Here is a 17,865-nt window from a genome sequence, read left to right as displayed (position 1 = left end):
TTGTTGTTTGTGATTTGTGATTTACCAGTGCGAGCTGTTTTAAAATTGTCAAACAACAAACAAAAAACAACAAATAATTCTTCATGAACCCAATTATAAAAAAGCCGCTGAGTGAAATCGGCTATAAGTTTTTTCCGGAGCAATACATCCCTGCGGGTGAAGATGAGTATTACCTGCGCCGTAAACAAAACCGCAACGGCATTACGTACCGCAAACTCACCCATCATGAAATAGACGCACTTATCCGTAACAATAATACAAGTGACAACTGGGAAATGATTGAAGTAACGGATGTGTTCAATGCCGATTTAATTCAGAACTGTAAATTCTATGGCTGGGTTCGCATCGGCAAACTGGAACCTTATTTCCTGGAATTTCATGCGGTGAAGCTGCGGGTAGGTTTGTACAACAGCACCATTATCAGCTGTGATTTCGGCGACAATGTTTCTATTGACAGTGTGCATTACCTCAGCCATTATATCATCGGCAATGAATGCATCATCACCAATGTGCATGAAATGGCTACCACCAACTATGCCAAGTTTGGTAACGGTGTATTGAAACAGGGCGAGGAAGAAAAAATCCGCATCTGGCTGGAAGTATGCAATGAAAATGCCGGCAGAAAAATTGTTCCGTTCAACGGAATGCTGCCGGGTGATGCATGGATGTGGAGCCGCAACCGTGACAACAAAGCACTGCAACAAAAATTTTTAGAATTCACCGAGCAGAAGTTTGATAAACTGCGTGGCTATTATGGAAAAGTGGGCGACCGTACCGTGATCAAAAGTTGCCGCATCATAAAAGATGTGTGGATTGGTCCGCATGCTTACATTAAAGGTGCCAATAAAATCAAAAATGTTACCATCAACTCCAGTGAAAAATCAAGTTCACAGGTGGGCGAAGGATGTGAGTTGGTGAATGGAATCATTGGAGAAGGTTGTCGTGTTTTCTACGGTGTAAAAGCAGTTCGTTTTTACCTGTCTTCTCACTCACAGTTGAAGTATGGTGCAAGGCTCATCAACTCTTACCTTGGCAACAACGCTACCATCTCCTGTTGCGAAGTATTGAACTCACTCATCTTTCCTGCACATGAACAACATCACAACAACTCATTCTTATGTGCTGCAACTGTGATGGGGCAGAGTAATATTGCAGCAGGCGCTACACTCGGCAGCAATCATAACAGCCGCAGCGCAGATGGCGAGTTGATTGCAGGCAGAGGTTTCTGGCCCGCACTCTGCGTAAGCATCAAACACAACAGTAAGTTTGCTTCTTACACGTTATTAGCCAAGGGCGATTACCCGGCTGAACTGAACATTCCTATTCCGTTTGCACTTGTAAGTAATGACGAAACGAAAAATCAATTACAGGTGATGCCGGCCTATTGGTTTTTGTACAATATGTACGCACTGGCACGCAACGCCTGGAAATATGTGGACAGGGATAAAAGAACAGACAAAACCCAGCATTTAGAATACAGCTATTTGGCACCGGATACGGTGAATGAAATTTTTGAATCACTTCGTCTATTGGAATTGTACACTGGTAAAGCTGCCTTGCAAAAAGAGCAACCGGCGAAAGATTATTCTGATGCACAATACATCAAAAAAGGAAAAGCATTATTAACTGCTGATGACAAAAACATTGATGCATTAGAAATTATTGCGGATGGTTTTGAAAATACCAAACGCAAAACCGTTTTACTGAAAGTAAGACAAAGCTACGGTGTGTTCCTTGAGCTGATTGGTTATTATGCAGCAGAAGAGTTGATGCACTTCATCAAAGCCAATAACTTATCACTTGCAACATGCATCAAACAACTACCCAAACCCGGCAAACGTAAAGCATGGACCAATGTGGGCGGACAGTTGATGGAAGCTGCTGCATTTACTTTGTTACAACAAAAAATTGTAGCAGGAAAAATAAAAGGCTGGGATGCAGTACATGCATTTTATGAACAGCAATCAGCATTGTATCCTTCGCAAAAACTGCAACATGCACTGGCTGCTTATGGTGAACTGCTAAACATCAAACAACTTTCAAAAGAAACGATTACGACGCTTCTTACGCAATACTTGCACACCAAAGAATGGATGGTGAAAGGTATTTACAACAGCAGGGCAAAGGATTACAGCAATCCCTTCCGCAGCATGGTGTATGAAAACCCGGAGGAGCAGGAAGAAGTAACAGGATCTTTAGCCGAAAACAGTTTTATCTTACAACAACAGCAGGAGTTGAAAGAAACAAAGAAATTTATAACCAGGCTTTTGAAAAACTCTTAAACACGGAGGAAAAGAGAAACGGAGTACATTGAGAAACTCTGTGCACCTCTGCACCTCATTAACTCAGTGTTGATTATGAACCGCCTTGTAGATGCCTATATAGAATCCCTGCCCGAAACCAAACGGGAAATTGCAGAAGCCATCCGTGAATTAATTCTCACCACCGTTCCGGATGTGGAAGAAAAACTCAGTTTCAAAATTCCGTTTTATCATTACTTCGGTATGTTCTGCTATCTCAATGAAGTGGAAGAAGGCATTGATGTAGGATTCTGCAGGGGAAAGGACCTCGTGTTTGCATGGCCGCAACTGGATTTGAGAGACCGGGTGATGGTGGCTTCCATCATCATCACTTCCAAAAAAGAAATACAAACTTTTCAACTGGAGCAACTGTTGCTGGCTGCATCCCATTGGCAAGTAGAAGCAAAACAAATGAAGCTGCCCATGGTAAAGACCAAAAATAAAAAAGCCGCTTCCAAAAAGAAACGGCTTTGATTGAATAAAGAGGCGACACCTTTTGAAAAGGTGTTGTCTCTTTATTCGCCCCAGATATTATCTTTTCCTTCAATCCACAATTTCACCAGTTCTGTTGTCACGGATTTCGGACGTTCCAAAGGCAGACCCAATGCTCTGTCCCAAATCAAACTCGCCATTACACCCAGTGCACGGCTCACGGCAAACAACACAGTGTAATATTCATACTCTTTCAATCCGTAATGAACCAGTAAAGCGCCGCTGTGTGCATCTACATTCGGCCATGGGTTTTTGATTTTACCAAGACTTTGCAGAATAGGCGGCACTACTTCATAAATATTCCAAACCGTATTCACCAGTTTATCTTCAGGCATGTGCAGTTTACCAAACTCCATCTGTGCGGTAAAACGTGGATCTGTTTTGCGTAATACGGCATGACCATAACCCGGCACCACCTTTCCTTCACTCAACGTTTTCTTTACATACTCTGCAATCTGCTCTTTAGTAGGCGCATCGGTATTCAACTCTTCCTGCATTTCAAAAATCCACTTGATCACTTCCTGGTTCGCCAAACCATGTAAAGGACCGGCCAAACCATTCATACCCGCAGCATAAGCTAAATAAGGATCACTCAAGGCACTGCCTACTAAGTGTGTAGTATGAGCGCTCACATTACCACCTTCATGATCGGCATGAATAGTCATGTACAAACGCATCAATTCCATAAAACCATGATCATCATAACCCAGCATATGTGCCAGGTTACCGGCCCAGTCTAATAAACCATTGGGATGAATGTGTTCGTTATTCTTATACTTTCTGCGGTAGATATATGCAGCAATACGTGGCAAACGGGCAATCAGGATCATGGCATCATCAAAGATGGGCTCCCAGTAATCTTTTTTATTGATCCCTTCTCCATACGCTTTGGCAAAATAACTTTCTGTTTGCAGGGCCATCACACCCACTACAAACATGGTCATCGGATGTGTATTGATGGGCAATGCATCAATAGCAGCAAACACATGATTGGGCACATGACTGCGGCGTTGCCAGATATCAGTAACACGGTTGCTCATTTCGGCGTCTGGCAGTTCACCAATCAACATCAGGTAAAACAAACCTTCAGGTAAAGGTTGTTCACCCTTCGGTGCTTTAGGAAGTTGCTGCTGCAATTCCGGAATGGAATAGCCACGGAAACGGATTCCTTCCTGTGCATCCAGCAAACTGGTTTCAGTTACCAAACCCGTCATACCACGCATACCCTGGTAAATCTGGGAAAGTGTTACTTCACCTATTACTTTGTTACCATGCTCTTTTATAATCTGCTTGATTTCTGCGTTAGCCGCATCTGCTTTCGCCTTAAACCGGTCTTTAATAATGCCCATAATTGATAATTAGAAATGTATAAATGGTTTGCAATTCGTTAGTGTCAAAGGTAAAACAATCAACTGTAGCAGTAACAAGAGTGGAGCGGAAAAGTTGAATAGTTTTTGCAATGAGCTTCGCTTTCACATTTTTATAAGAATAAGGATGATGTTACCGGCATAGGTGCTTGCGAGGGAGCGTTTTTGCGTCGCACTCTTGTACGTTCGGTTTTTCAATGAGGCTTAACCCGGCGGTTCGTACAAAATGCAGCAAGGGATGTTTTACCTCAACTATATTCTTTCATCAACAGGCAATCTTTAAGAACCCCTCGCAGGTGTCTGACGTCTGCGACGTCCTGACACCATAAACAGTTTTTAAATCGTTCATCATCTCATATCAACGATTAAGATATTTTGAATTCTTTTTGAAAAGTGTGGGCTGTGTTTGGATAGCCTTCCTTTGGGGGAGGTTTGGTGGAGCTTTACTTCGGCGCCCGTTTGTACAACCAAAAAGCCAGCCCGGCAAACAGTACACAGGGCAACCATGCCGCAATCACCGGGGGAAAATTACCCTTGGTTGAAAATACCATCGAGAACTTATCAAACACGATAAACGTAACGCCGATGATAAAAGCCAGCGCCAGGTGCAAACCGCTGCCGCCACGCACTTTACGGGAGGCAAGAATGGCGGCAATCATCGTCATTACAATTACAGAAATAGCATAGGCATCCCGGCGGTAACGTTCAAATTTGAGTTCATTCACTGTTTCTGAGCCACGCATTTCTTCCTGCTTGATAAAACGGGCCAGGCGGGGTGTACGTAATTTGTCTTTCAGGTGATCATCATAGGCAAGATCAATGGGTTTGTACCCGATGTTGAGATAGGTAGTATCTACTTTCTTTACCGTTTCATTCATGCCGTTGATGGTGCGTTCAATACCATTCTCCAGCCGCCACTGTTTTTTGGCGGTATCCCAGGTAATCATTTCGCTGCGCAGGTTGTAGTACACTTTATTATCCCTGATCTTTTCAAGGAAAAAGCCCTGGCCTACTTTGCTGGAAGTATCAAAAGAGCGGAAACCGGCATAGGTAAACGTATCAACCCGCAGGTGCAGGTTGTTAATGTATTGGGCAGATGGATTGTTGATGGCGCCCATATCAATGTAGCGCTCTTCAAAATCAGTGCGGATTTTATTAGCTACGGGCACCAGGAAATGATTGGATACGCCCAGCAGTAATGCCAGGAAAATACCGCCTACCCAGTAAGGAAACAGGAATCTTCTCAAGCTCACACCTGTGCTGAGGATGGCCACCACCTCACTGCGGGCAGCCAGGCGGGAGGTAAAAAACACAACCGCAATCAACACAAACACCGGGAACAGCAGGCTGATCATGTGCGGCAGAAAGCCGAGATAATATTTACCGGCAATATCACTGATGCCTAAACCGCTGCGTATAAAATCTTCTGCCTTTTCACTGGCATCCACTGCAATGGTGATCACTGCAAAGAGGAAGAGGGAAAAGAAGAAGGTCTTCATAAAGAACTTCAATATGTACGCATCCAGTTTTTTCATGAAGGTGCAAAGTAAGGAAATAGTCCACAGACGACGGACCATAGTCCACAGCCGTTTACTATAATTTGGAGTTAATAATGGCCCAAGGATAACAGATCGCAGTCCATAGACGTTTTCAATAATTAATAATGCCTGATAAAAATTTTACGCTTAAAAAATCAAACTCTTCCGTGGTCAGTCGACCGTCGACCGTGGACTATTTTCTCTGGACTTTCTTCCGTGGACCGTCGTCTGTGGGCCATGGACCAAAATCACAACCTCGTCTTCAACACCTCCACCATTTCGTTCTTCCAGCCGGCAAAGCTTCCGTCAAGAATCCGCTTCCGGGCTTCTTTTACCAGCCACAAATAAAAAGCAAGATTATGCGTGCTGGCAATCGTAAGACCGGTAATTTCTTTGGCTTTTATGAGGTGGCGCAGGTAGGCCTTGCTGTAATAATTACTGAGCGGGCAATCAATACCGTCATCAATAGGCGAAAAATCTTTTTCCCATTTCTTATTGTCAATATTAATCACGCCCTTGCTGGTAAAAAGCATGGCGTTCCGACCGTTACGGGTGGGCATTACACAATCAAACATATCTACACCCAGGGCAATGCATTCAAGCAGGTTCCAGGGTGTACCCACGCCCATGAGGTAACGGGGTTTTTGTACGGGCAATTCATCACAACACAATTCCGTAAACTCATACATCATTTCCTCCGGTTCGCCCACACTCAAACCACCAATAGCACAACCGGTGAGATTTTTAGAAGCAATGAATTGAGAAGAAGCGGTTCTTAAATCTTTATACGTTCCTCCCTGTACAATGGGAAACAGGTTTTGCGTATAACCATATTTGTCCGGCATGTTCTCAAAATGATGAATGCATCGGTCCAGCCAGCGATGTGTTAACTCCATACTCTTGTGCGCATATTTATAATCACTGGGATAAGGCGGACATTCATCAAAGGCCATTACAATATCAGCGCCAATACTTCTTTGAATATCCATCACATTTTCCGGGGTAAACAAATGCTTGCTGCCGTCAATATGACTTTGAAATACCACCCCTTCTTCTTTGATCTTGCGGTTGCCTGCCAGTGAAAAAACCTGGTAGCCGCCGCTATCCGTTAAGATGGGATGCTGCCATCCGTTAAAACGGTGCAGGCCGCCTGCCTGCTCCAGCACTTGGGTGCCCGGGCGCAGGTACAGGTGATAGGTATTGCCAAGGATGATTTGTGCTTTTACCTCCTGTTCTAATTGCTGTACTGTTAATGCTTTTACACTGCCCACTGTACCCACCGGCATAAAGATGGGCGTTTCAATCACACCATGATCTGTGGTTACTGTTCCTGCTCTTGCTTTGGTGTGCGTATCTGTAGTATGTAATTGAAAAGATAATGCTGGCATAAAGGCGGCAAAGATAACAAAACCCCTCCGCCCCTGAAGGGGGACTTTCAACCCACAGCCCACTCTTTTTGAAGCTAATCATCATAAGCAACTCTCTTGAAAACTATCCACACTTTTACTTAGAACGTGGGCAACTTCAGCATGAATAAAAGGTTCGTTTCCTTTCAAAACAATATTTTCGCAGCCTGTTATGAGAATTGACTGGCCCGAAATCCTTTTTGCCGCTTTTTGTTTGATGATACTGGTACAGACCGTTTACTACCTGTGGTTTTTTGTGCGGCTGGCCCTGTATAAAAAGCCAACACACAACACCCTGCAGCAACACCCTGTATCTGTTATCATCTGTGCCCGTGATGAAGCACAGAACCTGGCTGATAACTTACCCGAAGTATTACAGCAGCAATACAGTTCCACTTTTGAAGTGGTGGCCGTGAATGATAATTCTTACGACGACAGTAAGTATGTACTGGAATACCTGCAGCGGCCCTTCAAAAATTTACGACCCATTGAACTGAAACAGGAAGCCCGTTTGATACAAGGAAAAAAATTCCCCTTGTCAATCGGTATTAAAGAAGCGAAACATGAACTGCTGCTTTTAACGGATGCTGATTGCAAACCCTATTCTCCTGACTGGATCCGTCATATGCAGGACGCTTTCGCCAACGGAAAAGAAATTGTGTTAGGCTACGGTGCTTATGAAAAAACACCGGGACTGCTTAACAAACTCATCCGCTTTGAAACCTTCTTCACCGCCCTTCAATATTTTTCTTATGCACTGGCCGGCATACCGTACATGGGTGTGGGCCGCAACCTGGCTTATAAAAAAGAACTCTTCCTGCGTAACAAAGGGTTCAGCATGCACAACCAGTTACCCGGCGGCGATGATGATTTGTTCATCAACCGTGTAGCTACCAAACACAACACTGCTATTGTAATTGATAAAGAAGCCTTCACCTGTAGCAAAGCCAAAACACAATGGAGTACCTGGCGCAGTCAAAAGGCAAGACATTACACTACGGGCAAGTATTACAAAGGGCAACATAAATTTTTGCTGGGTCTTTTTTCTTTCAGTCATTTTTTACTGTATCCCTTGTTGATAGCCAGTATTATTTTTTATTGCTGGTGGCTGGCGCTGGCGGTATTTGGTTTCCGTTTTTTACTGCAGGGCATTATTTATTTCAGCACCATGCGTAAATTAGGAGAAGGAGATCTGTTCTGGATGTACCCGCTGCTGGATCTCTGGCAATGGCTGTATTACCTGTTATTTGCACCTGCTTTATTCAAACGTCCGCAACCAAACTGGAAATGATAGAAGTAATCACCAACTATTTTTCTGATTTTACACCAAAGCAAACAGAACAGTTGAGTGCTTTGTACAGTGTGTATGAAGAATGGAATCAGAAAATCAATGTTGTATCCCGCAAGGATATTGACAGCCTGTATGAAAAACACGTACTGCATTCCCTCTCCATTGCCGCTTTATTTCAGTTTAAACCGGGCACACAGATTGTGGACCTGGGCACCGGTGGCGGTTTCCCCGGCATACCGCTGGCCATTTTTTTTCCGGAGGTACAGTTTCATTTAACAGACAGTATCGGCAAAAAACTCAAAGTGGTGGAAGCCGTGGCACAGCATATCGGTCTTACCAATGTTACCACCCAGCATACCCGTACGGAAGACATTAAAAACCGCAAGTTTGATTATGTGGTGAGCCGTGCCGTAGCGCCTCTTCGGGACTTATGGATGTGGAGTCAACCCATTCTTAAAGCCAAAGGACAGGGACAAAGCGTTACCTGCGGTGAGGAAACTTTTTACGGCGGACTCATCTGTTTAAAAGGCGGTGATCTTGCCGAAGAAATTCAGCAGAGCGGACTCCATCCCCTGGTTTGGGAAATAGAGCAACTGTTTGAAGAGGAGTTTTTTAAAGAGAAATATGTGCTGATGGTGAGGAAGTAAAGCCCCCTCCGCCCCCGAAGGGGGAACTACCGATCACAGACCTATCCTTTCTGAGATATCAATTAATCTTTATGTTCAGGCGCATTGATGATTCATGGTTCATGACCTATGGTTCATAGTTAATAGCAGTTCCGTACTTCCTCTTCTTACCTCCTACTTCCTACTTCCTACTTCCTTCCTCCTTCCTCCTTCCTACCTCTTACCTCCTACCTCCTACCTCCTACCTCCTACCTCCTACCTCCTACTTCCTTCCTACTTCTTTTCATTTCCCATTTTCCACCTTCTATTTTCCACTTTCTATTTTCCACTTTCCCACCTCCCCCCGCTTCGTGGTATTGGTGGTTGTGCTGAAAGTTCTCACATTTGTACTATGAGTAAGATTGCGGTTTGTATTGTAGAAGATGTAACAGACATACGGCAGGCGCTGGAGCAGATCATTGAACTGAGTGATGATTGCATGCTCACTGCCTCTTTTGCCACCGGTGAAGAAGCCCTCTTGAAGATTCCATTGGTAAAACCACAGGTGGTGCTCATGGATATCGGGCTGGGCAGTACCAGCGGTATTGATATTGTAAGAGAACTCAAACCCCTGCACCCGGAAATTTTATACCTCATGTGTACTGTGTATGAAGAAGAGGAAAAGATTTTTGAAGCCCTGCGTGCCGGTGCCAGTGGATATATTTTAAAGAAATCATCTCCCGCCAAATTAACGGAAGCCATCCAGGAACTGGTAGAAGGCGGCGCTCCCATGAGCAGCCAGATTGCTATGAAAGTGGTGAATGCCTTTAAACATTTGCCCGTGCAGGAAACCTTGCCCCCCAGCCAGCAGGCGGATGATGTAGCCGTACTGAGCCGCCGTGAAAAAGAAATACTGGAATGGCTGGCACAAGGAAAAATTTATAAAGAAATTGGCCGTGAGCTCAACATCAGTGCCGAAACCGTACGCAAACATGTGTACCATATTTACGAGAAGCTGCATGTAAACAACCGTGTAGAAGCGGTAAACAAATTCTTTGGCCGTTAACTATTAAACACAAATTACAAGGCGCTTGAAAGAGCGCCTTTTTTTGTTGAGAGAAAAGATAAAGAATGATTTTTTGAAAAATGGATTATAGTAATAACAATACAAAATGTTGAATGTAGATTTAGTAGTTTACAAAACGTTTTTTAAATTAGTATTTCGTACAATAACATATATAAATCCGTGTTAGAAGTAAAGTAAAAACTACATCAATATTAAATTCAAACAGATGATAAAAAATTTTGAAACAGTCAGAAAGCAACTTGAAGAGTTGTCAACTGTAATCAACTCATTCAAGTCGGAAAATGTTCAATTAAAAATCATTGATCTTCTTTTTAAAGGTGTAAAGATTTCCGACGAAGCATTAGATAATGAAGAAAAAGATGAAGGGTTAAGTGAAAATACTCTCCAAAAACGGAAACAGCGAAGGAAAAAGAAAGTGGCTGAAAATGGAGAAAAAAAGCCACGTACTTCAAAGGGAAGGCCAGGCCCATCTCAAACGCTGGATAAATTGGTCAGCGAAGGTTATTTCAAAACAAAGAAAACAATAGGTGACATTGTGAAGCATTGCAATACTAGTTTAGCCCTAACTTACAAGGCATCAGATTTATCTGGCATTCTTATGAAATTAGTTCGTGACCAAAAGTTAAAAAGAGAGAAAAACGAAACTAGTAACCAATATGAGTATATTAACGCTTAACCAAGCTCTTCAAAGTGTTGACAAAAAATTTCGTGATAAAATAGTTTCTACATATCAGGAAATTAAATCCAGATATTCTAAGGCGCTTTACAACTCAGAATTTGACGCAGCGGGACTTAGCTCGGGAAAATTTTGTGAAACTATTTTAAGGTTTCTCCAGAACGAGTTGACTTCAACCCACATACCCTTTGGCACACACATCTCAAATTTCAATGACGAGTGTCAAAAGCTAATTAATCTTCCCAAAACTGCTGGAAATGAAAGTTTGCGAATAATTATTCCCCGTTCGATTTTATTCCTGTACACATTGAGAGGAAAAAGAGGCATAGGACATGTTGGCGGAGATGTTGAAGCAAACAAAATTGACATTGAAACAATAGTTCGGATTTCTGACTGGGTAGTTTGCGAGATTATAAGAATTTTTCATAGCTTATCATTAGAAGAAGCACAAGCTATTGTAGATAGTCTTTCATCCAAACAATTGCCCGAGATTTGGGAAATTGCTGGAAAGAAAAGAATATTATCAACGGGACTAGATTTTAAGCAAAAGACACTTTTGTTGTTATACCAAAGTTCAGAAAACTTTGAATTTGCAGAAGATTTATATAAATGGGTCGAATATTCTGACTACTCAATGTATAAAAGAGCAATATTAAAACCCTTGCATGACAAAAAAATTATTGAGTATGATAAAGAGACGGACATTGTCCATATCTCCCCAACCGGAATTTTCGAAGTGGAGAAAAACATTTTACCAAATTTAAATGGAGGAAAGCCTATCCTCTAACATTAGAATGTCTAATTATTGAGCTTAACATTGGATTAATCAACTGCGGTAATTCTGCTGTACTATAGTTCGGAGCTTGACGAATATTTTAAAGAAATCAATTAGCATACATAACATAATAAAAAATACTTTTCAAATGAAAAACGTTTTTTTCTACAATTACTTAGTCTTTATGTTTATTATTAGCGGCTGCTCAGAGTCCTCTAACGATTTAATCAAAAATAAAATTAAAGGGAAAGTAAATAAAATTACCGAGTCACGCTATTCCGCAACTGAAAAGTTTGGAGAATTAAAAAAAGAGAAACAGGAGTCGTTAACTATTTCAACATATAACACCAAAGGCTATATAATAGAAAAATTTGAAAAGGGCTTTAACGGGTTTGATGATGAAACAAGAATTTATGAATATAAAAATAATAAACTTTTGAAAATAAATGTATTAGACCAAAATAAGAAAACTAAGCAGACTTACATTTATGATTATAATGAAAACGGTAGACTTATAAAATGGCGTAACATTTTATCGGATAATGAAATATTACAGTATGAGACATATTCATATGATGAAAAAGGGTTTTTAATTGAATCGACTTCATACAAAAAAGATGGCAGTATTTCTTCTAAAAGCAAATTAACAAACGATTTCAATGGCAACTGTATAGAAAGGAAATTTTATGAATACGATGCAGTATTTGAAACACACAAACAAAAGTACGATTCGAAAAACAACTTAATTGAGCGTGAAATAGAAATGTACAATAATTTAATTAGCAAAACCACATATAAATACAACAATGACAAATTAGTAGAGGAAGTATCTCTTCCAACATTATATTCGCCAGAATCTTCTTCATCAAAATATGAATATCTAAACTTCGACAAAAAAAATAACTGGACCGTAAAAACTATACGAAGGATTTATGGCAAAGAGCATATTTTTGAAATAATTGAACGAGAATATTTATATTTTTAAGTATAGCCCCAGCTATCAGTAGCATTCAAACCAACTAAGGCTGGCAGTAGTAAACGATGAGTAAAGAATAATAGCCGAATGCTGTCTGTAGTTTGCAACTACAGACAAGATGAAACAAGCACAAAAGCTGATACAATTCGTTCGCAGCAACGTCTCCCAATATTCAAAGTTGAAGATTAGTAAATAGCTTATGGGGACGTTGCGTACAAAAGAGAATAGATATACTTTTATCATGTTGCCTGTTAAAACATCCATCCACGACTTTCACGCAACGTCCCCATCAAGCTCTGTTCATTTTCTCAACAAAATCTATTGGGAGACGTTGCTAAGAATCAGTTTTTTGTAAAAATGCTGCATGCATAGCTCTTATTGTTTGGCAACTCATGCCGGCCAATAAAAAACCCGTTTGCACCTGCAAACGGGTTTTTTATTTTTAAATCCCCGGGCCGACCTGCGGTGAGACCGGGGTGGTGTTACCACTTCAACTCCAGTTTATTATTTCTGCGGTCCACATCGGCCATGCGTTGTGTAGGATCAATTTCAACAGCACTTAACTCAGATAAGCGTTTGTCAAACTCAATCACATAGGTGGGATGCGTCCATTTCCACGGTGCATATATTTTACGCTGCATACTGTCCTCAGCAGCTTTGCTGCCAAACATTAAATACATGGGTACGTAATGCAGTTGCTGTGTGCCGTCTTTAAACGTAATCACCAGGTCAATGGGCATGGGCATTTCACCCACACGTTTGATACTGATTTTTGATTTACCACCTTCTTCCCACAAACTATCAATCGCATAATCAATGGTTTTGGTGGTGTTTACAAAAAAGCCACGGTACCAGTCCAGCTGCATGCCGCTTACCGTTTCTGCCACCCGCACAAAATCATTGACGTTGGGATGTTTAAAACGCCATTGTTTGTAATACTCCAGTAAAATTTTATTGCGTGTGTGCTCACCCACCACATAACCCAGTTGTGATAAGAACACACAACCTTTGGAATAAGAAGCCACCGAATAAGCATAATTGGTATTAAACTGATCAGCATGCGTGGTCATCGGTTCTTCCAACCTGCTTTTTACAAGGCTAAAATAACCGCCGTAGTTACCGCTGTGATACTTAGGAAGGTTTTCATCTTTATACACGGTTCCGTTCTTCTTAGCCATCGTTTCTGCATAAAAAGCTTCCACCCTGTCTGTAGCAAACTCGGTAAAACCTTCATCCATCCACGCATACAAACTTTCATTGGTACCCATGAGCATCTGGTACCAGGTGTGCATCCACTCATGAATCACTGTTCCCAAGCCCGGGCCATTGAGCAAGGTAGCCATAGGATATTCCATACCGCCATCGCCGCCCTGTATAAAGGAATATTGTTTGTAAGGATACTCACCAAAGTTTTCTTTAATAAAAGGATAAACGATTTCTGCAGCATCGGCTACGTTTTGCCAGGCGGCATCGTTCTTGGCATCATTGGGTTTGTAATTGTACAGCACATGAATGGTGGGACCGTTCTTTACCTGCTTTACAATATGTTTGAACTCCGCATCAGCCGCCCACACAAAATCATGCACATTGGGTGCGGTAAACTTCCAGGTAAGTTTTTCACCTGCAGGGCGCACCACCTTGGTGCCCGGCGCTTCATAACCATAACCGATCTGCTGTGCATTGGTTAAATAACCCGTACCGCCGATGATATAGTTTTTATCAATGGTAATGTTTACATCAAAATCGCCCCACACACCATAAAACTCTCTTGCTACATACGGTGTGGGATGCCATCCTTCATAATCATATTCACACACTTTAGGATACCACTGCGCCATGGAAAACTTCACACCATTGGCGGCATCTCTTCCGCTTCGCCTGATCTGTACCGGTACCTGTGCTTCAAAATCAGTTTCAATCATTACTTTCTGTTTGGGCAGAATGGGTTTGGACAGTTTTACTTCCAGTATGGTTTCATGTTCCACCGTTGTTTGCAGCACACCGTTTACCTTGAATGTTTTTACCCGCTGGTAACCGATTTCTGCATCATTGAGTTTGGAGATACGGTCACGCACACGGCCATCCCAATCCTGGCGGTTATTGCCGATGATTTTTTTACCCAGCTCCCGGCTGCGTACATCCATCATACTGTTGGGCTGAAAAGCATTCCAGTACAAATGCACAAACATACGGTGCAGTGTATCCGGCGAATTATTCGTGTATTCAATTTTTTGTGTTCCGTTGAGGCGGTTACTCATTACATCCATGTTTACATCCATGGTGTATTTGATGCGCTGCTGCCAGCGGCTGGGCTGGGCAATGGCAGTAAGAGCTGAAGAAACAAATAAGAAGGCGGTAATAAAAACTTTCATTGTACAGTGGATAGTTTAATTCGGTAAATTTCGGGAAAACAGCGTTATGCAAAAAGTGAAAATGCTGAACGGATACCCGTTTATTCATTACTCAAAGGAAAGTTACAGTACGGATGAGCTATTACAACGTAGCAAAGTGTTTTATGAAAATATGGATAAACGCCGCACCTGCCGTGATTTTTCAGATAAACCGGTACCCCGTGAAGTGATTGATAATATTTTACTTACTGCATCCACTGCTCCCAGCGGTGCTCATAAACAACCATGGACTTTTTGTGTGGTGCATGATGCCGCACTGAAACAACAAATAAGAACAGCAGCAGAAGCAGAAGAAAAAGAAAGTTATGATAACAGGATGAGTGAAGAATGGCTGAAAGATCTTGCGCCGATTGGTACTGATTGGCAAAAACCATTTTTAGAAACAGCTCCTTATTTAATTATCGTGTTCAGCCGTAGTTATGAAACAGAAGCAAACGGACACAAACATCAGAACTACTATGTGAAAGAAAGCGTAGGCATTGCCTGTGGATTTTTACTGGCAGCCATTCATAATGCAGGATTGATAGCGCTTACGCACACACCTTCACCTATGAATTTTTTAAGTACAATTTTAAACCGTCCGGCAAACGAAAAACCATTTCTGCTGATTCCGGTAGGCTATGCTGCTGATGAATGCTGGGTGCCGGATCTAAAAAGAAAATCACTGGAAGAAATTTCAGTATGGTTTTAAGTTATAAACTCCGCAACTCTTCATACAATCTTCCTTTGGCATCAAACAGGAGTATTTTTTTATTGATCGCCGATTTCTGAACGATGATTTTGTATTCATTGGCTTCGGCCCTGGGCTTGCTGATTTCAACACAATCCTTCACCGTCCATGTTTTGTAATTAGAAGCGCCAAAGCTCAACTGAACTGATTTGGGTAATGCATCAAATGCAACAGCCGTTTCTGTAGCATTCCAGTTGCCATCTTTTGTATAAGTGGCTTTGTATTTTTTATCAGCCAGTTTAAACGAAACCGTGTGATAATCCAGTCCGCCTTTCCAATCTACTTCTTTTGCATCAGGATATTGTTTGTCGAACGACTGCTTTACAAGATCAGGCACTTTTATGAGTTGCGCATGGGTTGAAAACACAATGGCTGAAAAGAGAAGGACTAAGATATATTTCACCTAAGTAGATTTACAGTAAAGGTCAGGAAGCTTTGCCATCTACCACAATCACAATTTCACCTTTAACAGCTTTTTGCAGAAAATAATCATGCACTTCTTTCAAAGTTCCCCGTTTATTTTCTTCAAACTTTTTTGTGAGCTCCCGGGCAACAGAACACAAGCGTTCTTCGCCAAAATACTGGATAAACTCCTGCAATGTTTTTACCAGCCGAAAGGGTGATTCGTAAAAGATCATGGTACGTTCTTCTTCAGCAAGTTGCTTGAGTAACGTTTGTCTTCCTTTTTTGAGTGGCAGAAACCCCTCAAAACAAAATCGGTTGCTGGGCAATCCGCTGTTTACCAATGCCGGAACAAAAGCGGTGGCGCCGGGCAAAGTTTCTACGGTAATATCATTTTTAATACACTCCCTGATGAGCAAAAAACCGGGATCGCTGATGCCGGGTGTACCTGCATCTGTTAGAAGGGCCATTTTCTTACCTGCTTTCAGCTGATCGACAAGGTGCTGGAGAATTTTATGTTCGTTGTGCTGATGATTTGGGGTGATAGGTTTCTCTACCTGGTAATGATTCAGCAGTACAGAAGTGGTGCGGGTATCTTCTGCTAAAATCAAATCCACTTCTTTCAGCACTTCAAGAGCACGAAGTGTGATGTCCTTTAAATTGCCAATGGGAGTGGGAATGATGTAGAGCATGACAAGAAGGAAGTATGAAGTACGAGGTATGAAGTATGGCCAAGTCTTAGCTCCTGCTTCTTACCTCTTACATCCGTATTTAATTCACGCTGATTTCAAACTGCTCCATTACAGGATTGGCCAGTAATTTTTTAGCGGCTTCTTCTGCAATGGCTTTAGCAGCATCACCTGAGGCTGCTTCAATCTGCATGGTAATATTTTTACCGATGCGTACATCGCTAACACCGTTTAAACCAAGATTACTTAAACCACCCATCACAGCTTTACCTTGTGGATCGAGAAGATCTTTGAGCGGCATTACTTTCACCTGAACTGTATATGTCATAAAATTGAAATTAGATTTTGGAACGAAGCAGCAAAGATAAAACAACATAGAGCAAGTAAATCATGGGAATGGCAGCCCATTGAAAAATTATTGCCAGTACTACAGCCGCCACTACCAGTATAAACTTGGGTTGATTGTTTTTGAAGGAATAATCTTTAAACTTTAAACTCATAATCGGCACATCCACCACCATCATTACACTTAAAACAAGCGTAAGCAGGTACAATACCCATTTGTTTACCAGCAATTCAGCCAGTCCCCATTGATTAAACCAGATGATTAAAGGAAGTGACGCTACCACCATTGCCGTAATAGGCGTAGGCACTCCAAAGAACGTAGTGCTTTGGCGGGCGTCAATATTGAATTTCGCCAGGCGCCATGCTGCGCAACAGGCAATGAGCAGTGCAGGTAATAAAAACAGAACAGATGTATCAAAAGCAGATACTTCTTTGAGATAGCTCATACGCAGCAATTGATACATGATCATTGCAGGTGCTACACCAAAAGTTACTACATCACTCAACGAATCCAGTTGTTTCCCCATTTCCGAAGACGCTTTCATCAATCTTGCCACAAACCCATCCAGAAAATCAACGATACCGGCTGCAAAAATGAAAAAGGAAGCATAGGTTATTTTTTCAGGCAGTGTTAACAGCAGGGTTCCTTCCTGTACCGAAGCAATATTTTCTCCGGGTTGTAAAATGAGTATGATGGCAATACAGCCAAATACAAGATTAAGTAGTGTAAATAAATTAGGTACTTGTTTCATTTTCAAATTTTCAAATCATCAAA

At 41.8% G+C, this 17,865-nt stretch carries 17 protein-coding genes; 9 read left to right on the top strand and 8 right to left on the bottom strand.

Annotated elements, in window-relative coordinates:
• Positions 1-83 precede the first annotated feature (83 nt).
• Both PDL71_RS06280 and PDL71_RS06275 read left to right on the top strand, forming a co-directional pair.
• Positions 84-2,282, top strand: a complete 2,199-nt coding sequence (locus tag PDL71_RS06280) for a DUF4954 family protein (RefSeq protein WP_407526883.1) — start codon at positions 84-86, stop codon at positions 2,280-2,282.
• Between the two features lie 75 nt (positions 2,283-2,357).
• On the top strand, positions 2,358-2,774 hold the full coding sequence (locus PDL71_RS06275; RefSeq protein WP_407526881.1) for a DUF1801 domain-containing protein: 417 nt from the start codon (positions 2,358-2,360) through the stop codon (positions 2,772-2,774).
• Positions 2,775-2,815: 41 nt separating this feature from the next.
• Here the strand turns inward: PDL71_RS06275 and PDL71_RS06270 are convergent, their stop codons facing one another.
• The 3 genes from PDL71_RS06270 to tgt form a co-directional block, all read right to left on the bottom strand.
• Positions 2,816-4,141, bottom strand: a complete 1,326-nt coding sequence (locus PDL71_RS06270; RefSeq protein ID WP_407526879.1) for a citrate (Si)-synthase, eukaryotic — start codon at positions 4,139-4,141, stop codon at positions 2,816-2,818.
• Between the two features lie 461 nt (positions 4,142-4,602).
• A complete protein-coding gene (locus PDL71_RS06265) occupies positions 4,603-5,736 on the bottom strand; it encodes an LptF/LptG family permease (RefSeq protein ID WP_407526876.1) in 1,134 nt (377 codons plus the stop codon).
• A 209-nt stretch (positions 5,737-5,945) separates the two neighbouring features.
• Entirely contained in the window at positions 5,946-7,085 is a 1,140-nt protein-coding gene (gene tgt, locus PDL71_RS06260; protein ID WP_407526873.1) for a tRNA guanosine(34) transglycosylase Tgt, read from the bottom strand.
• A 190-nt stretch (positions 7,086-7,275) separates the two neighbouring features.
• Between tgt and PDL71_RS06255 the strand changes: the two genes are divergently transcribed.
• From PDL71_RS06255 to PDL71_RS06230, 6 genes are all read left to right on the top strand, one after another.
• Positions 7,276-8,394, top strand: coding sequence for a glycosyltransferase (locus PDL71_RS06255; RefSeq protein ID WP_407526870.1), 1,119 nt, complete (start codon positions 7,276-7,278; stop codon positions 8,392-8,394).
• Positions 8,391-9,041: a 16S rRNA (guanine(527)-N(7))-methyltransferase RsmG gene (rsmG, locus tag PDL71_RS06250; RefSeq protein WP_407526867.1), complete on the top strand. Its 651-nt coding sequence runs from the start codon at positions 8,391-8,393 to the stop codon at positions 9,039-9,041. The genes PDL71_RS06255 and rsmG overlap by 4 nt, the downstream gene beginning before the upstream one ends.
• A gap of 370 nt (positions 9,042-9,411) precedes the next feature.
• Positions 9,412-10,065, top strand: a complete 654-nt coding sequence (locus tag PDL71_RS06245; RefSeq protein WP_407526864.1) for a response regulator — start codon at positions 9,412-9,414, stop codon at positions 10,063-10,065.
• A gap of 226 nt (positions 10,066-10,291) precedes the next feature.
• Entirely contained in the window at positions 10,292-10,762 is a 471-nt protein-coding gene (locus PDL71_RS06240) for a hypothetical protein (RefSeq protein ID WP_407526861.1), read from the top strand.
• Positions 10,743-11,549, top strand: a complete 807-nt coding sequence (locus tag PDL71_RS06235) for a hypothetical protein (RefSeq protein WP_407526859.1) — start codon at positions 10,743-10,745, stop codon at positions 11,547-11,549. The genes PDL71_RS06240 and PDL71_RS06235 overlap by 20 nt, the downstream gene beginning before the upstream one ends.
• Positions 11,550-11,685: 136 nt before the next feature.
• A complete protein-coding gene (locus PDL71_RS06230; RefSeq protein ID WP_407526856.1) occupies positions 11,686-12,522 on the top strand; it encodes a hypothetical protein in 837 nt (278 codons plus the stop codon).
• Between the two features lie 473 nt (positions 12,523-12,995).
• On the opposite strand, the gene PDL71_RS06225 is transcribed toward PDL71_RS06230, so the two are convergent.
• Entirely contained in the window at positions 12,996-14,885 is a 1,890-nt protein-coding gene (locus tag PDL71_RS06225; RefSeq protein WP_407526854.1) for a M1 family metallopeptidase, read from the bottom strand.
• Between the two features lie 46 nt (positions 14,886-14,931).
• Here PDL71_RS06225 and PDL71_RS06220 point away from each other — a divergent pair, with 46 nt between their 5' ends.
• Positions 14,932-15,615, top strand: coding sequence for a nitroreductase family protein (locus PDL71_RS06220; protein WP_407526851.1), 684 nt, complete (start codon positions 14,932-14,934; stop codon positions 15,613-15,615).
• Between the two features lies 1 nt (position 15,616).
• On the opposite strand, the gene PDL71_RS06215 is transcribed toward PDL71_RS06220, so the two are convergent.
• From PDL71_RS06215 to pssA, 4 genes are all read right to left on the bottom strand, one after another.
• Positions 15,617-16,057 carry a PepSY-like domain-containing protein gene (locus tag PDL71_RS06215; RefSeq protein ID WP_407526849.1) on the bottom strand — a complete coding sequence of 147 codons (441 nt, stop codon included), beginning with the start codon at positions 16,055-16,057 and terminating at the stop codon, positions 15,617-15,619.
• A 22-nt stretch (positions 16,058-16,079) separates the two neighbouring features.
• A complete protein-coding gene (rsmI, locus tag PDL71_RS06210) occupies positions 16,080-16,748 on the bottom strand; it encodes a 16S rRNA (cytidine(1402)-2'-O)-methyltransferase (protein WP_407526847.1) in 669 nt (222 codons plus the stop codon).
• A gap of 79 nt (positions 16,749-16,827) precedes the next feature.
• Positions 16,828-17,073, bottom strand: a complete 246-nt coding sequence (gene purS, locus PDL71_RS06205) for a phosphoribosylformylglycinamidine synthase subunit PurS (RefSeq protein ID WP_407526844.1) — start codon at positions 17,071-17,073, stop codon at positions 16,828-16,830.
• A gap of 10 nt (positions 17,074-17,083) precedes the next feature.
• The gene (gene pssA / locus PDL71_RS06200; protein ID WP_407526841.1) at positions 17,084-17,842 is read right to left on the bottom strand and encodes a CDP-diacylglycerol--serine O-phosphatidyltransferase; all 759 of its coding nucleotides are present in this window, start codon (positions 17,840-17,842) and stop codon (positions 17,084-17,086) included.
• Positions 17,843-17,865: the final 23 nt, after the last annotated feature.

It is taken from the genome of Lacibacter sp. MH-610 (assembly GCF_045780045.1).
In the GTDB taxonomy this organism is placed as follows: Bacteria; Bacteroidota; Bacteroidia; order Chitinophagales; family Chitinophagaceae; genus Lacibacter.
Note: the sequence above shows the minus strand (reverse complement) of the source record. Positions and strands in the feature narration are given on the sequence as shown.

Coding starts and splice junctions, on each gene's coding strand:
- rsmG (WP_407526867.1), top strand. CDS start 8,391: ATGATAGAAGTAATCACCAACTATTTTTCTGATTTTACACCAAAGCAA.
- PDL71_RS06240 (WP_407526861.1), top strand. CDS start 10,292: ATGATAAAAAATTTTGAAACAGTCAGAAAGCAACTTGAAGAGTTGTCA.
- rsmI (WP_407526847.1), bottom strand. CDS start 16,748: ATGCTCTACATCATTCCCACTCCCATTGGCAATTTAAAGGACATCACA.
- tgt (WP_407526873.1), bottom strand. CDS start 7,085: ATGCCAGCATTATCTTTTCAATTACATACTACAGATACGCACACCAAA.
- PDL71_RS06245 (WP_407526864.1), top strand. CDS start 9,412: ATGAGTAAGATTGCGGTTTGTATTGTAGAAGATGTAACAGACATACGG.
- purS (WP_407526844.1), bottom strand. CDS start 17,073: ATGACATATACAGTTCAGGTGAAAGTAATGCCGCTCAAAGATCTTCTC.
- pssA (WP_407526841.1), bottom strand. CDS start 17,842: ATGAAACAAGTACCTAATTTATTTACACTACTTAATCTTGTATTTGGC.
- PDL71_RS06255 (WP_407526870.1), top strand. CDS start 7,276: ATGAGAATTGACTGGCCCGAAATCCTTTTTGCCGCTTTTTGTTTGATG.
- PDL71_RS06230 (WP_407526856.1), top strand. CDS start 11,686: ATGAAAAACGTTTTTTTCTACAATTACTTAGTCTTTATGTTTATTATT.
- PDL71_RS06265 (WP_407526876.1), bottom strand. CDS start 5,736: ATGGTCCGTCGTCTGTGGACTATTTCCTTACTTTGCACCTTCATGAAA.
- PDL71_RS06220 (WP_407526851.1), top strand. CDS start 14,932: ATGCAAAAAGTGAAAATGCTGAACGGATACCCGTTTATTCATTACTCA.
- PDL71_RS06270 (WP_407526879.1), bottom strand. CDS start 4,141: ATGGGCATTATTAAAGACCGGTTTAAGGCGAAAGCAGATGCGGCTAAC.
- PDL71_RS06235 (WP_407526859.1), top strand. CDS start 10,743: ATGAGTATATTAACGCTTAACCAAGCTCTTCAAAGTGTTGACAAAAAA.
- PDL71_RS06280 (WP_407526883.1), top strand. CDS start 84: ATGAACCCAATTATAAAAAAGCCGCTGAGTGAAATCGGCTATAAGTTT.
- PDL71_RS06275 (WP_407526881.1), top strand. CDS start 2,358: ATGAACCGCCTTGTAGATGCCTATATAGAATCCCTGCCCGAAACCAAA.
- PDL71_RS06225 (WP_407526854.1), bottom strand. CDS start 14,885: ATGAAAGTTTTTATTACCGCCTTCTTATTTGTTTCTTCAGCTCTTACT.